Source organism: Dermacoccus sp. UBA1591, assembly GCF_002322065.1.
GTDB classification, from domain to species: Bacteria; Actinomycetota; Actinomycetes; order Actinomycetales; family Dermatophilaceae; genus Dermacoccus; species Dermacoccus nishinomiyaensis.
In genome coordinates this window covers 39840-54032 of record NZ_DCNR01000096.1, presented here as the reverse complement: position 1 = coordinate 54032, position 14193 = coordinate 39840, and the positions used below count along the sequence as shown (strand labels likewise).

Genomic DNA, 14193 nt, shown 5'->3' with positions numbered 1-14193 from the left:
CCCCACGAGCGCGGGATCGTCCAGTACCACACGCCCGTCATCCACCAGTGCGCCGAGTCGGCGAGCCTGGTGGGCTGATTCACGAAGAGGTTTGCGTCAGACACGAGCCCCTTGCTCTTCGCCCACGCCCCGTACGCGGCGTAGTTTGCGCGCCACGTGACCTGCTCGAAGCCGCGGCCGATGTACGGCTCGTACCGCTGACCGCTGCCGTACTCCGTCGCCGTGCGGAAGCCCGCCGACTCCTGCGCGAGCGTCGCCATGAACAGCGCGCACTCGATAACCGTCTTACAGCCGACACGACGCATCGCGTCATTCGCGCCGGCCGCGAGCTGATCCGCCGAGGCGACCATGCCCGAGCCGCCACCAACCGACGACAAGGCCTTCTTCAGTTGTGCGCCCGTCAGAGCCATGCCCGACCGCCTTTCGTGCACGCGAAAGGCCGCCCGGTCAGGGGCGGCCTCAGGGGGTGGGTATGACTGTCTGGTTGTGCGGCGCGGCGGCTACTCGATGTCGCAGGTGATCGTGACTTCGATCGTCATGCCGCCGACGCCGTCGGGGGTTGCGAGTTCGTCGATGCTGTTGTTCAGCGGCATCTCACGCGCTCCCTCATGGGTGGCGAGCATGACGGCCTCGCGGTAGGCGGCCTGCTTCGCGTTGTCGAGGGCGCCCGGCGCTTCGACCTCCGCGGCTGTGAGCTTGCGCACCGCACGGAACGTGTCGACGGCGGGCAGGCCCTGCGTCTCGTCCGGTGCCGGCTCGTGCCCGTCGGTGACCGGCTCGACTGCGGTGTCCGGGGTGGTGGTGTTGTCGCTCATGAGTCCTCAATCGTTGCTGCGATGCTGTCGAAGGGCCGGTTGACGTCGCGGATGCGGCGGTGCGGGCGAAGCATCGTCGGCGACGGCCGCTCCTGCTCGACCCATTTGATCGTCCAGTTCCGCCACTGCGACATGTCGTCGTCGTCGTCCCACGACGCGAGCGGGTCCGTGCAGTGATTCACGAATCTCTCCCACGTCAGCGCGGTGATCCTGATCCACGGCGGGAAACCCATGCCGCGATGGTGGGAGAAGAACAGCGGCGACAACCCCGCGACGCACTGCCGCAGGCGCCGCTCCTCGTTCAAGGTGCGGGTGCGGATCTTCGTCGACCCGACGTAGCTGCCGAGCATGCCCGACGTCGACACGATCGGGTACTGCGGGCGCTCGTCCGACCCTGCAGCGGCGGGCACCGCCGTCACGTCCGTGTCGATCGGCAGGTCACGCGAGTCGTCGGTGAGTACGTCGACGCGTAGCGACAATTCCGGCTGTGTCGGGTGAATCAGCATCGGCCCGGACAGGATCGGCATGACGACGGCGCCAGTCGACCGCTCGCCCGTAGTGTACGTCGCGGCCTGGCCCTGCTGCAGCTCGTAATCCCACCACGTGCCCTGCTCAACCGCCGACGGGAAGCGGACACCCTCGACGATGTCTTCGCCCGACCACGCGTCGCCGACGACGCGGTCGACGGACAGCATGCCCGCGCCCGAGATCGCCACCCGAGGCACAGCGACGCCCGGCGAAACTGGAAGCCACTCGAGCTTCACTGTCAGCGGGTCGATCGTGTAGCGCATCCAGTAGACCGAAGACGACTTCCACGGCTGATCCGGGTCGTCCTCGGAAGCGAACACGCACGCGAGGTTCCCGTCTGCGGTCTGCGCAAGACCGCCATACATCATGGCGCGGTCCCCGCCAGGGAAGTCATCACGAGTCGACCATGAAGCGCCGTCATCCTGCGACCACGCCCACGCCCATTTTCCGTGAACGGGGTCGGGGCCGTTCGACCCGCCGCGTAGCAGCATGACGATCGTCCCGTCACTGGCCTGCCCTGTCGCCGGGAAGCCAGAGTACCCGCCGAGCACGGGCCCGGCGTAAGTCCACGTCACGCCGTCATCGCTGGTCGCTGTGTGAATTGTCGTATCAGAGTCGCAGCGGATCGTCATCAGCCACGTCCCGGACGCGAGCCGCAGGATAGGCGCCTCCGAAAGCTTCAGGTCTGCGGGGGCGTCGAGCGGCGCCAGGGGTGACCACGACTTGCCTGCGTCCCGGCTGGTCAGCGTGATCGGGCGCTGCTGCGTCTCGCCCGCCATCACGCCGTAGCCGACCGCAACCCACATCCCATCCGGCGACGCGGACAGCGCACAGCCGAACCACCACGACGCAGCCGAGAGTGGCAGATCGAGCGACGGCTGCGACCATGACGATCCTGTCGCAAGCAGCGGCGAGGTGATGACCTTCGCGCTGCGACGCTGCACCGTCGCAGTCGTCGCGTTCACGAAGTGCTCAGCCAGCAGCAGAAGAACCCACCGCTGCCGCGACTCGTCCCACGCCAGGCCACCCACGCTGATCTCGATCAGGGGGTCACCATCGTCGTACAGCACGAAAGGCGCGCCGTACGTGCGACCGCCATCGGTGCTGAGCGCGCCACGCACGTAAGAGTTGTGGTCGTTGACGTGCTCCGCCGCGGACCGCCACGTAGCCAAAACCACATCGCCGCGCGACGCGATCACGGGGAAGGCGTCATACCGCCCGTTCCCGAAAAGCTTTGTCGCCCGGCCCGGTATCAGATCCATGCCGTCACCATCCTCCTTCAGCGCCAGGCAGGACAGAGCCCCACTGTGCTTCGCGTGCACCATGCCCGAATGTCGATTCGGCGATGGGACGACTATCGAGTTGCGTGATGACCTTCACCGGCGACGCCTGCACGATCGGTGCCGGCTGCGACCGGATCGCGTCGGCGAGCACATCCAAGCGCGCCTCGAGGCGCGCCGTCGTCGGCCCTGACGCCCACGCGATTCGCTGGTTCGCGGCCTGCATCGCGATCAACTGGGCGTTGGCCTGCGCTCGTGCCTGGTCGGCGACCTCACCTGTGCTGATGCCCTTGAGGTCATCGAGCAGCTTCGACTTGCGGTCAGCCTGCGCGTCGGAGAACTTGAGGCCCCTGTCGGCGACGACGAGTTCACTGCGCTCGCCGACGGCGAACGAATGGGCAGCCTTTACCGCGCTGTCGGAGCCGTCCTCGAGCAGGGAGCGCGCGACCATTGGGAAGCCACGCTTCTTGATGCGCTCGATGTCGTCCAAGAAGCGCTTGTTCGTCCAGTTCGATGCGCTGATTCCGCTGATGAACTGACGTCCGGCGCCCTGCCCTGAGCGTGCTTCCATCCCGGCGAGCTTCGAGCGCGCCGCCGACAGGTTCTGCGTCGCCTTCGCCTGACGCTCGATCGCCGTCGCCACCGCGTTCTCAGCCTTCACACGCGCCGCACCAGACTTGCCGCGCACACCAGCCTGAGCCGCACGCAAGTCACGGATCGCCTTGTCCAGCGCCGTCTTCTGATCGGCAACCTTCTTGCGCTGCTCCGTCACCGCACTCGGGTCGACCTTCAACGACGCCGCGTACGCCATGATGCCGGACATGTCAGGCGTCCAGTCGTCGTCGACCGACCCGCCAGACGCGAACCGGCGCAAGACGCCGGCCTTCGCCATCTGTCGCATGCGGTAGATGCCTGCGTGCCCACCAAAGCCGGCGACCTCGTCACCAGCGATGATGTGCTCATCATTCGCGGTGCGCACCAGGCCGCGCGAAGTCATCGTGACAACCTGGTCCGACGTCGCCGTTCCAGGGCCGCGCACACGGCCACCATCGCGACCGTCCTGCCAGCCGTACGGCTTGCCGTTGATCCGCCCGAGATAGCCACCGGAAGCGAAACGTGGCAGGCTCGACAGGTCACTGATCGCGCCACCTGTCGCGCCGCCACGCATCGGGAGGCCGGTCACGCCGCCACTTGCAGCATTCGAGGCCGCATTCGGGTTACGGATGCCGACCGGGATCGTCTGCGTGTACGTCGTGATCCATACCGTCTTGTTCTGCGCCGCCGACATTAGCCGGTTCAAGTCAGCGAGCGCTGGGCCGGTGATCGCCTTCGAGTCGATGGTGACCATCGTGCCGTTGGCGCTGACCGCGGCGCCCTTGAGCTTGTTGATCTTCTCGCGGTCAGCGTTCGCGAGCGGCGCGCTCGTGTTGATCTTCACCTGCGTGCCGTTGACCGCGACCGACTTCGCGCCGAGCCCTTCGATGAGCGACTTGATGGCAGGAGCATTCGTGCCGGCCGGGATGTGCACGATCTGCCCATTCGCCATCCGCGCGACGGTCGACAACTCGCCGATCGCCCTGTTCGCGACGTCGGCGCCGAGCTCCTTCACATCGACCGTGACCGAGCCATCCTTGTTGTGCACGATGCCAGGAACCGACTCGATTGCAGCCTTTGTCTCAGGCACCTTCATTGCCTCGGCCGTGACCGTCATGGTCTTGCCGTCCTCGGACAGGCGAAGATCCTTGATCGCGGCCATCATCTGCAGCACCTGCGGTCCGTTCTCGACGGACGCGGGAATCTCTAGGCTCGTGCCCTTGAGGCGGATGACCTGCTCGCCAAGCACGTTGACGCCGTAGATAGCCGCCTCTACGCCGTCGACCTTCACATCGACGGTGTTGACCCCGTCGATCTTGACCATCTCGTTGGCGAGCTTCGTCGCCTCCTCGCGGCCCCTCCCCATCGCCATCGCCATGTCGGTGTATTGCTGGCGCCCGTCCTGCAGGATCGAGTTGGCGCGCTGCTGGTCGCCGGTCGACTTGAGCACGCTCGCTGCCCACTCGCCCGCAGACGACGCGATCGAGTCGAGGGCCTCCTGGTTATTGCGGCCCTTCTCGGTCGTGATGTCGAGAGTGCGCCCATTCTCCTTGAGCGCATCGGTCGCCGCATCCAACGCCGCCTGATAGCCGCGCGCGTCGGCTCGCTGCTGCAACAGCAGGTTGTTCAGGTTCTTGTACGAGTCAGCGAGGTCGTCGACAGACTTCTTCTGCTGATCGTTCGCGTTGCCGGCCTTGACCGCGGAGAGCGCCGCCGCGTTTGTCGCGTCCGCGTTCTTCTTCTGCTCGGTGGAGGCGCGGGCCAGGGCGTCCGAATAGCCGGGCATCGCACCCATGAGGGCCTTCGTAGCGGCCTTGTAACGATCTGCGGCAGAGGTCGACTTGTCCCAGCCTGGGCCCGTGTCATTCTTAGCCATCGCTTGCGCCAGGGCTGAGAATTGACGTGCAGCCTCGTCGGCACGGCCACCCTGCACCAGCGACGCAAGCTCATCGCCGACACCCTTGAAGCGGCCCTTGACGGCTTCGAGCGAGTTGGCTGCACCGCTCGCGGCGCCCACGCCCTTGAGCATGCCGGTGAAGAACTTGTCGGCCTTGTCGTCAACCTTGTCGTAATTGCCGCCAAGGAGCTTCGTCGCCTCAGACAGCGAGAGCGACTGGTCTCGTGCAGCCGCGAGCGACATGTTCGAGAAGATGCTGTCGAAGTTCTTGCCGCCGTCCGCAGCAGTCCGCAAATCGCGTCCAAGGTCGGCGCCAGAGCGGCCGAAGTTGTCGATCTGCGGGCCAGCTGTCGCCGCTGCGACACCCGCTGCGATGAGACCCGCAGCGAGTAGACCCAGGCCCACCTTTCCGACGACGCCCATGTTGCGGATCGCGCTAGCTGCCTGCGTTGCGCGGCCACGCAGACCCGCGAGCATCGTGCCCGACGAGTCGCCCGCACGCACCCAGCTCGTGAAAGCGCCAACGCCGTCACGCAGCGCGCCGGCCGCCGTCATGACGCCGGAACGAATCGACCGGATCGCGTTCACCATCTTGATGACACCAGCCGCCGCAAGAAGACCCGCCGACCCGAACGCCGCGATCTGCACAACGCCCGACTGCACGCCAGAGGGAAGCTCGCCGAAGGCAGACACCAGCTTGTCGACGTTCTGGATCAGGCCACGGATCGGGCCGTTCGCGCCCTCACCCGCTCCGATGAGGACATTCTCGAAGTCGCCCTTCAGCTTCTCGAGGTCACCCTTCGCGTTGTTGAGCTTCGCGGCAGCGACCTGCGCCGCCACACCAGACTCCGACACCTTGTTGATGTAGTCCTGCAGCCCAGCGGCGCCCTCCTGGTAGAGGACGTTCGCGGCGCGGGCTGCGTCGGCACCGAAGATGGTCTTGAGGGCGGCGAGACGCTGCTCTTCGCCCATGTCCTTCATGCCATTCTTGAGCTGTTCGGCGACAGACGTGAGGCCCACGAACTTGCCGTTCGCGTCGAACGCTTGCAGGCCGATGTCCTCCATCGCCGTCGCAGCGGCTTCTGAGTTGGGCGTCAGCGACATCAGCATCGTCTTCAGCGACGTACCGCCGTCGCTGCCCTTGAGCGCGTTCTGGTCGAAGAGGCTCAGGGCTCCGACGGTCTGCTCGAGGCTCATGCCGAGCGACGCAGCCATGCCACCGCCCTGGGCCATACCCTGCGCGAGCGAGTCGATGGATGCAGTCGAGGCAAGCGCACCGGCAGCCATGACGTCAGCGATGTGCGCGACGTCCTGACCCTTCAGGTGGAACTGCGCCATCGCGGTCGCAGCGACCTCAGCGGCGCGAGCAAGACCCACGCCACCGGCCGCCGCGAGATCCATAGAACCTGTGAGCGCGCCACCAGTGATGTCCGCCGCCTTCAAGCCTGCCTTCGCGAGCTCCTCCGCAGCGTTCGCGGCCTCTGTCGCCGAGAAAACGGACGCGGCGCCCGCCTGGCGCACCGCGTTCTGCACGGCATCCATCTCAGCGGGCGTGCCCGACAAGTTCGCGCGCACACCTGACATGGCCTCGTCGAAATCCATGAACTGCTTGACTGCAAGACCGAGACCGAGGCCGATCGTGCCGCCGACCATCGCCATCTTCCCGGCCGCCGCATTCCACGCCTGCGTACGCGCGATGCTGCGCTGAGCCGCCGCCGCGTGAGCGTTCGTCGCAGCCGTCGCGCGCTCCTCAGCAGCCGTCACCTGCGCCGCCGCACGAGCCTGCATCTCCTGTGCCGCCGTCAACCGCTGCTCAGCCGACGCCGCCGCATTCGTCACCGCCTCGTGACGTGCGCGCGCAGCCTCGACTCGGCGTTCAGCCGCAGCGACTTCGGCGGCAGATGCGCCGGAAGCGGCACGCAGCTCGGCTAGGCGCGATTCGGCAATGCCCACCCGATCAGCCGCAGCGGCAGCCGTGGCGCGCGCCTGCTCCACGCGACGCTCGGCCGCGCTCAGTTCAGCAGCCGACACGTTCGCGCCGCCAGCACGCAGCTCCGCCAGGCGAGCCTCAGCCTGCCCGACACGAGAAGCGGCAGCCTCCGCCTGTCGGCGCACGCTCGTCACGCGCTCCTCAGCAGCCGTGACCCGCGACGCCATCTCAGCGGTCCCCGCCGCACGCACATCCGCCAGGCGCGCCTCAGCCTCACCGACACGCGTCGCAGCCGCAGACGCAGCCGCACGCACCGACGTCGCCCGCTGCTCAGCCGCAGCCGCACGCTCCGTCATCGACGCCTCGACACGCTTCGCCGCCGCGACACGCTGCGACGCCTGCGCCGACTCAGCCGCAGCAGCCCGCACCGCACGCGTCATCGCCGCCACACGACGATCCAGACGCGTCACCGACCGCTCAGCCTCATCCATACCCGCCGACATGCCACGCACGTCAGCGACGAGACGGATCACCACGGAACGCTGAATCGCCACGAGCGGCCTCCTGTTCAGTTAGGTTTGGGTCATGCTGAAGTCGCGCGACGCGTTCGCCGCCCTGACCGCTGTTTTCTTGCTGCTCGCCGTTCAGAACGCGAGTCGGCCAGCGCCGATCAGCGCGCTCATCTGCGCTGTCATCGCAGTTGCGTGCGGTGCCCTGTGGTGGGGCCACGCGAAACGCGGCCAGCGAATCGGCCGGTAGTCACTCGAAGACCGGCGCGAACTCGTCGTCGGCATCTGGCTCCGGGTTCTCCTTCACGAACGCGACCTTCACGCCCGGCTCGGGATGGTCATTTTCGGCGCGATACTTCTCCTGCGCCGCACACTTCGGGCACGTGTGCTCCTGCGGCACGTAGTCCTGTTCGGTGTCCCACTCGGCAAGCGGCCCCGAGCATCCGGAACATAGCGACCGCTCATGCAGATGCAGCGCCACCGCGATCAGACGATCCTTGTCCGTCCACTCACCCTGGCCCGTGCCGATCAGCGTCGACGGCGGCACACCCCACGAGCGCGCCGCCTCGACGTAATCGACTACTCGCGGATGGTCGGCGAGGTGAGCAGCGAGAAATCCGGCGTCACCCCCGGCATACCCAGGTACTCCAGGACGTCATGCTGCAAGCTCGCCCACTGCCCGACGCCACACTTGCGCGCCAGCTTGCGCCACCCCTCGGCAGGCAGCTCGTCCCCGTCGATCGTCGCGGCCTGCGCGAGCAGCTCCATGAACGGCCCCTCGGACTCGAGGTTGCCGAGTTCGCTGAGCTCGTCCAGCGTCAGCTTGTCCGAGACGACGACCTCGTGCGCCGTCTCACGAACAGCCGGAGCGAGCTCGTTGACCTTCGCCACAGCCTCACCGATCTCGGCCGCAAGCGCCTCGAGGCGCTCCTGACGCGGGTCGATGTCACCGACCGCGACGTCCGGCGCGAGCTCCTCATCGACGGGCGCGAGCAGCTCCGCCTCCAGCTTGTCGAACTCTTCGCGCGCCACATCATGCGCAGCACGAGCCTGCAAGTACTGCTTCGTCTTCGGGTGCGTGAACACCTCGAAAGTCTCACTGCCGTACTCGTCGTCGGCGAGCCACTCAGGCAGCTTGAAATCGTCCGTCTTCACACTCTGCTTCTTGCTCATATCCATCTCTCCTCTGCTAGAGACCCCTCCGCCTCAAGGGTGTGGAAGCCCCGCCCGCGACCGGCAGAGGTGGCCGCGGGCGGGGTGAATGTGGGAGCGGTCAGGCTGCGACGACACCCGCCCAAGCGCGCTGCACATACAGCGTGATCGGACGCTTGATGTAGCCCTCACCCTCGACCTGCTGCGGGGAGCCAGTGACGACCTCGAAAAGCTCGTACTCGTCACCCTGCGCCCACGCCTCAGTCGACTTCTTCGACGTGTCACGACGAGCGATCCACAGACGCGTACCCATCGTCTTCAGCGCCTGGTACACCGCGTCACCGATCTCACCGCCAGGGGCCGTCGAAGCCTCCGGCTTACCGTCCTTGAAGTAGCGGAACGGCGTGATGCTGCCCTCGTACTGCGCGAAGGTCGGCACCTCGGACTCGACCTGATCGCACAGCGCCGGGTCGGTGACCGTCTTGTCCTCCTTCGCGCCAAGCTTGAAGTCAGACTTCGCGATCCGGCACGCAGCGTCGATGACACCCGTGCCCGTGAAGGTAGCCACCGGCAGAGCCTTACGCTCCGCATCGGTCGCGCCGGGAATGGACGAGAAAAGGGCCAGCTTCGTCGTGCCGGCCGCCAGAGCCAGGGGCATTACTTCTTCTCCTCAGAGTCGGTTGTTGCCCCGGCGTCCGGGGACTTCTTGCCACGCGACAGGGGCGTCGCGCGCAGGTTCGGGAAGGGCGAGTCATCGCCCAGGAAGTGCTCGGGGACGCGCACCTTCTTGCCGTGATTGGCGGCGTCGTACGCGTCCACGAATCCGTCGAGATCAGCCATGTCGGGCCTTTCTTGGGAATGCGAAAGGCCGCCCCATCGGGACGGCCCTCTGTTCGTTGTTCGGTCGGGTCAGGCGGCGTACGAGCGCACCTCGAGCTGATCGCGGCACCACCACACGGGCCGCGCAAGGTCGGGGTCGCGCGCGATGTTGCCGGCGACGAGCTTCTCCACCTCGACGAGGCGCCCGCCAACGATCGGCGTCGCCGTGTCGTACAGCGCCTCGAGACGGTCACGCACCTGCCGCGCCTTCGCCGGCGACAACGCAGCGACGAGGACGCGCGGGTGGAAGGTGCCGCGCTCGTTGACGTCACCCACGGACTCCGGCGACGACTGCGCCGAATCAGACTCGACGACAACATACGGATACGGCGGATCATCCGGCACCTCATCGAGGTACGTCACGACACCACCGACCGCAGCCTTCACCGCCACGAGCAGCGCCTGCGCATGCGAATCAGGAAGCGCCGGCCTCACAGCCGCCTCACAATCTCAGCGCACACCGCGTCCGCGATCTTGCGCTCCACCACGGGAGCCTCAGCATGCAACGCGATAACCGGATCAGGGATCTGCGGCGCCATCCGCGAGCTGCCGAAGTAGTACAGGTTCTCGAGCTTGCCGACGCCACGCGCCTCCGGGCCGGACTCATAACCGAGACCGCCGAGGATTGACTCGCCCTTCATCGCGCCAGGCAAGCCCCTCGCATGACGATGCCCGGATGCCTGCTGCTTCAGGACATTCGTCGCCGCCACCTTCGACGCCTGCACAACCGGCACCACAGCGCGCACCGTCGACACGCGACCAAGCGCCGCCGCAAGCTGGGAAAGTTCCGTCACCAGTCCACCCCCTCGCACGCATACCGAGCATCACGCTCGAAGGTCTGGAAGCTGCGACCCTTCACCGTCATCTGACGACCAACAAGACGCGCATGCCGAGTCACCGTCACACGCGCCCCATTCGGCAACTCAGGCGCACCCAGCGGCAACCGCAAGTCCGTCGGCGTCTTACCCGCGAACGCAGCAGCCGCCTCCACCTCCGACGCCTGCACATTCACACGCTGCAGGCGGCACCGGCCCTCATACAACACGCGCCACGACACAACGTCCTGCAACGTATCCGGGTCAGTCACGACACCACCAGGCACCTCCACGCGACACTCGTCGACCATGAGGGATTCAGAGCCGCGAGCGAACCGCGCCGCGGGCGGGGGAGTGAAGCTCACGCACATCACCCCGGCGCGATCGAGAACGAACCGCCCGACGACGGCGGACGCAGCCACTCCAGCCACTCGGGCAGGATCGACACGCGTCCATCAGGCGCGCCGCCGCGCTTCACCGTGTGCGACGCGTCATCCATCGTCCACGACTCCTCGGCCGCGCCCTCGGGGTTCTGGACGTAGTCCGTCACCGCGAGACGCACGACGAGCTTGAGCACGTCCTGGTCGAGGGAAGTGAGGTCGCCGAGCTTGATGCGAAGCAGCGTCTCAGCGTCCTCGATCGCCTGCCCAACCTGACCCTCATTCAGCTCGTCGACGGGGCGGCCCATGCCCTTCGCGACGTCATCGACACTCACAACAGCCACAGGCCACCCCCTCTCAGGCTTCCTTCACGAAGCCCAGCGACTTCAGGTGCTCGAGCGAGTCGTCGCCGATCTTGTCGGTGACGACATCGCCAGCGAACAGGCTGAACGGGCGGCCTGCCTTGTCGCGCGCCGTGACCATCGCCGCCGTGACGACGAGGCCGGTCGACTTCTCGACCGGAGCCTCGACGACCTCGACGTCACCCTTCGGCATCTCCTTAGTGCGAGCAGCCATCAGGCGACACCCGTGATGCGGAAACCGGCACCGGGGTCGGTGACGACGGGCGCGAAGTTCGCACGCGCACGGATGCGGTACGAGTCCGTGTAGTCGTCGCGGATGACCTTCGTCTCGACGAGGTCGCCGGCGGACTGGTAGCCGCCACCGAGGTCCTCCTTGGCGATGAAGCCAAGCTGGTTCGAGTCGAGGATGTACGCGCTCGTACCGGCGCCACCAGGAAGGTTCGCGGCCGGCACATGCACGACCTGCAGGCCCGCGAGGATCTGGAAGCGACCCGTGTAAACCGGGTTGTCCTGCGTCTCACGCGCCATCAGCGTCGCGATGTTCTTGTTCGACGCGAGGTAGGCCCACGTCGTGTCGTCGACGAGCAGCGTGTCCGGCTGGTAGCCCATGTTCAGGCCGGTCACCTTGGCCTGCGCGAGCATGATGTCCTGCAGGATCGTGTCCGGGCCGGTCGACCACTTCGCCGCAGCTGCGGCGGTGTTCGTGACGGCCGACGCGATAACCGACGTGCACGACTTGTCGATGACGAGCGCAGCCGAGTTCACGAGCTTGAGCAGGCCCTTGTTCACCGGGTCCATCGCGCGACGCTTGATCGATTCGTCGGTGACGATGGAGTCCTTGCCCCACTTCGCGACGCGGGCGGTGCCGGCCGGGCCGTCACCGATCGTCGTGAGGGTGTACTCGGCGCCAGGCGCGACGACCTCGGGGGCGTCATCCGCGAAGATGCCCTCGGCCATCTCGTAGCCGACGGCGCCGCCGACGGAGTTCTGACGGCCCTTGAGCAGCGACGTTCCGATGTAGCGCAGGTCGCCGAGCTCCTGCATGCGCCGCGCGACGATCTCGGGCTTCTGCATGAGGCGCATCGCCGCGACGGCGTCGAGCGCGATGTTCTGGGGGTACGTAGCCATGTGTCAGCTCACGTCCTTTCAGCGGTTGAACAGGACGCGAACAGACGCGCCATCTGCAGCGGTGGACAGGGCGACGCCGAGGACGCCGGTCGTGCCGGTCGCAGCCTTGCCGGCAGCGGCAGCAGCGACCTGGTCGCCGGCCGTGACGGGGCCTGCAGCGACGAGCTTCTGCACGCCACCCGCGTAGACCGTCACGTTGTCGTTCTGCGCGGCATCGAAGCCGGCGACGCCGACGGTCTTGAGGGAGCCAGCGGCAGCGGGCGCGACGGTGCCGTCGCCGGACACCTCGAGCAGCTGACCAGCCGTGATCGGGGCCGACGCCTTCAGCGTGAGGCGCTGGCCGGGAAGGTAGATCGGGAGGTACTCAGCCATGAGTCCTACGCCTTTCAGTCAGTCGGGAAGTACTTGCGGTACTCCGCGTCGGCATCGGCCTCAGCGGAGGTCTCACGCGCGCCCTGACCCTTGTCGGGCTGCAGGGTGCGCTTCGGGGTTCCGACGAGCGCGAGGAGCTTGTCCGCATCGGCGGCGAGCTCCTCCTCGGTCTCGCCCTGCAGGCGGCCCGCGAGTTCAGCGGGGATGCCCTTGGCGAGTGCGACCTCGTTGCGCAGGGCGCGAGCCTTGAGCGCGGCGAGCTCGTCGCCGTACTCCTTCGCTGCGCGCTGCGCCTTTTCCAGCTCGGACAGGTCGCGGTCCTCGATCTCCTTGAGCTTCGTCGCGGCATCAGCGTTTGCCTTCGCTCGCTTCTCCTGCTCGCGCGCCTTCGCCTTCCAGAAGTCGACCGTTTCGGTCGGCTTCGGCTCAGCGGCCGGCGCCTCATGAGAGTCATGCGACGTCTCGACCGTTTCGGCCTGCTCGACGTCCTGCTGTTCGATCGTCTGCTCGTCAGACATGGGTGCTCCGTTTCGGTGCATGGTGTCGGCGCCGTTGCGGTGCCGATGGTCTAGGTGCGTCCGAGCGCGATACGCGCGACGTCGGACGGGGAATGGCCGGCGACGAGGTACCCGTTCGCGGCGAGGTGGCGGATCGCGGCGTCACGGTCATTGCCGCACAGCCGATAGATCGCCTCCGGAGTGAGACGCTGCTTCGACACGCGCCTGACGGGGTAGTTCTTCACGAACCCCTGCTGCCGGTACCCGGTCGTCGTGTACGCCGTGCTCGCTCCCTGCTCATGGTCGATCGCGCGCTGCACGTACGCGTGCCAGCCGCGCTTCGTGGTGCCCTCGCTCGTCGTCATGCCGTTTCGTGAGCGGCCACGATCCGCGTTGATGACGGCCGTCATGTCAGCGCCGTCGTCAATCGCGCGGCGCTGCGCCTTCGTCAAGTCGCGCACCTGCGATGGGTCGATGTCATTCGTGTATCCGCTGCGCTTCTCGCGCAGGGGGACATGGATACACCGGCAGCGCGGGTGACGTTGAAAGCCGTCGTTCCAGCGGAACTCCTTACCCGCGAGCGCCGCGCACCGCTTGCAGCAACCGGGCGCGACGAGCCGCTGATACCCGTAGTACGAGCTCGCGGCCGTCGACACTGACGACGCCAGGCGCGTCGCGTCCGCGACCTGCGTCTCCGCCGCGCCGACCAGCCACAGCCGACCCGCCTCGAGACGCTCAGCGATGGACTCCGCATCGACGCTCTTCGCCTTCACGACGGCGCCATACAGCAGCGAAGTCAGGTCACGGCCATCAGAGGCAATACCGGCGAAACCTGCCGGGCTGGGCGTGGCGAGCATGTCCGACGCTGGGATGACGAGCGCGGCCGCGTCGATCGCGTCCTGCGCCGCGCCACCCTGGGCCTGCGTGACATCCGCCGCGATAAGGCCGCTGACGAGCTGCCACGACACGTCGAAGTCGCTGCCCATCCACCGCCACCGCGCCGACATGGTGCGGTTCAGGCGTGAGAGGCGGCGCTGCTGTGCCATGTACAGGCT

The 14193-nt window shown here is 67.0% G+C and carries 18 protein-coding genes; 1 reads left to right on the top strand and 17 read right to left on the bottom strand.

What is annotated here, in order from left to right; translation table 11 throughout:
• From B2284_RS10890 to B2284_RS10875, 4 genes are all read right to left on the bottom strand, one after another.
• The coding region (locus tag B2284_RS10890) for a lysozyme family protein (protein WP_286697509.1) at window positions 1-410 on the bottom strand (410 nt) is incomplete at its 3' end.
• Between the two features lie 90 nt (window positions 411-500).
• Complete coding sequence (locus tag B2284_RS10885; RefSeq protein WP_286697508.1) at window positions 501-815, bottom strand: hypothetical protein; 315 nt, start codon at window positions 813-815, stop codon at window positions 501-503.
• Window positions 812-2515 carry a sialidase family protein gene (locus B2284_RS10880; RefSeq protein WP_286697507.1) on the bottom strand — a complete coding sequence of 568 codons (1704 nt, stop codon included), beginning with the start codon at window positions 2513-2515 and terminating at the stop codon, window positions 812-814. The genes B2284_RS10885 and B2284_RS10880 overlap by 4 nt, the downstream gene beginning before the upstream one ends.
• Window positions 2516-2609: 94 nt before the next feature.
• Entirely contained in the window at window positions 2610-7598 is a 4989-nt protein-coding gene (locus B2284_RS10875) for a phage tail tape measure protein (protein ID WP_286697506.1), read from the bottom strand.
• Window positions 7599-7629: 31 nt separating this feature from the next.
• On the opposite strand from B2284_RS10875, the gene B2284_RS10870 reads away from it, so the two are divergent.
• Window positions 7630-7803: a hypothetical protein gene (locus tag B2284_RS10870; RefSeq protein ID WP_286697505.1), complete on the top strand. Its 174-nt coding sequence runs from the start codon at window positions 7630-7632 to the stop codon at window positions 7801-7803.
• On the opposite strand, the gene B2284_RS10865 is transcribed toward B2284_RS10870, so the two are convergent.
• From B2284_RS10865 to B2284_RS10805, 13 genes are all read right to left on the bottom strand, one after another.
• On the bottom strand, window positions 7804-8034 hold the full coding sequence (locus tag B2284_RS10865) for a hypothetical protein (protein ID WP_286697504.1): 231 nt from the start codon (window positions 8032-8034) through the stop codon (window positions 7804-7806).
• 98 nt (window positions 8035-8132) lie between these two features.
• Window positions 8133-8726: a hypothetical protein gene (locus B2284_RS10860; protein WP_286697503.1), complete on the bottom strand. Its 594-nt coding sequence runs from the start codon at window positions 8724-8726 to the stop codon at window positions 8133-8135.
• Window positions 8727-8826: 100 nt separating this feature from the next.
• Window positions 8827-9273, bottom strand: coding sequence for a phage tail tube protein (locus B2284_RS10855; RefSeq protein WP_286697502.1), 447 nt, complete (start codon window positions 9271-9273; stop codon window positions 8827-8829).
• A gap of 89 nt (window positions 9274-9362) precedes the next feature.
• Window positions 9363-9545, bottom strand: coding sequence for a hypothetical protein (locus B2284_RS10850; protein ID WP_074039940.1), 183 nt, complete (start codon window positions 9543-9545; stop codon window positions 9363-9365).
• A gap of 69 nt (window positions 9546-9614) precedes the next feature.
• The gene (gp17, locus tag B2284_RS10845; protein ID WP_286697501.1) at window positions 9615-9977 is read right to left on the bottom strand and encodes a tail completion protein gp17; all 363 of its coding nucleotides are present in this window, start codon (window positions 9975-9977) and stop codon (window positions 9615-9617) included.
• A gap of 38 nt (window positions 9978-10015) precedes the next feature.
• The gene (locus tag B2284_RS10840) at window positions 10016-10378 is read right to left on the bottom strand and encodes a hypothetical protein (RefSeq protein WP_286697500.1); all 363 of its coding nucleotides are present in this window, start codon (window positions 10376-10378) and stop codon (window positions 10016-10018) included.
• A complete protein-coding gene (locus B2284_RS10835) occupies window positions 10375-10710 on the bottom strand; it encodes a DUF6093 family protein (protein ID WP_286697499.1) in 336 nt (111 codons plus the stop codon). Before B2284_RS10835 ends, B2284_RS10840 begins: the two co-directional genes overlap by 4 nt.
• Window positions 10711-10769: 59 nt before the next feature.
• Window positions 10770-11123 carry a hypothetical protein gene (locus B2284_RS10830; RefSeq protein ID WP_143181208.1) on the bottom strand — a complete coding sequence of 118 codons (354 nt, stop codon included), beginning with the start codon at window positions 11121-11123 and terminating at the stop codon, window positions 10770-10772.
• A gap of 13 nt (window positions 11124-11136) precedes the next feature.
• Complete coding sequence (locus tag B2284_RS10825; protein ID WP_143181209.1) at window positions 11137-11355, bottom strand: hypothetical protein; 219 nt, start codon at window positions 11353-11355, stop codon at window positions 11137-11139.
• Window positions 11355-12269 carry a phage major capsid protein gene (locus tag B2284_RS10820; RefSeq protein ID WP_074039947.1) on the bottom strand — a complete coding sequence of 305 codons (915 nt, stop codon included), beginning with the start codon at window positions 12267-12269 and terminating at the stop codon, window positions 11355-11357. The genes B2284_RS10825 and B2284_RS10820 overlap by 1 nt, the downstream gene beginning before the upstream one ends.
• 18 nt (window positions 12270-12287) lie before the next feature.
• Window positions 12288-12641, bottom strand: coding sequence for a capsid cement protein (locus B2284_RS10815; RefSeq protein ID WP_286697498.1), 354 nt, complete (start codon window positions 12639-12641; stop codon window positions 12288-12290).
• 14 nt (window positions 12642-12655) lie between these two features.
• Window positions 12656-13159, bottom strand: coding sequence for a capsid assembly scaffolding protein Gp46 family protein (locus B2284_RS10810; protein ID WP_286697497.1), 504 nt, complete (start codon window positions 13157-13159; stop codon window positions 12656-12658).
• A gap of 50 nt (window positions 13160-13209) precedes the next feature.
• Window positions 13210-14184, bottom strand: coding sequence for a hypothetical protein (locus tag B2284_RS10805; RefSeq protein ID WP_286697496.1), 975 nt, complete (start codon window positions 14182-14184; stop codon window positions 13210-13212).
• Window positions 14185-14193 lie beyond the last annotated feature (9 nt).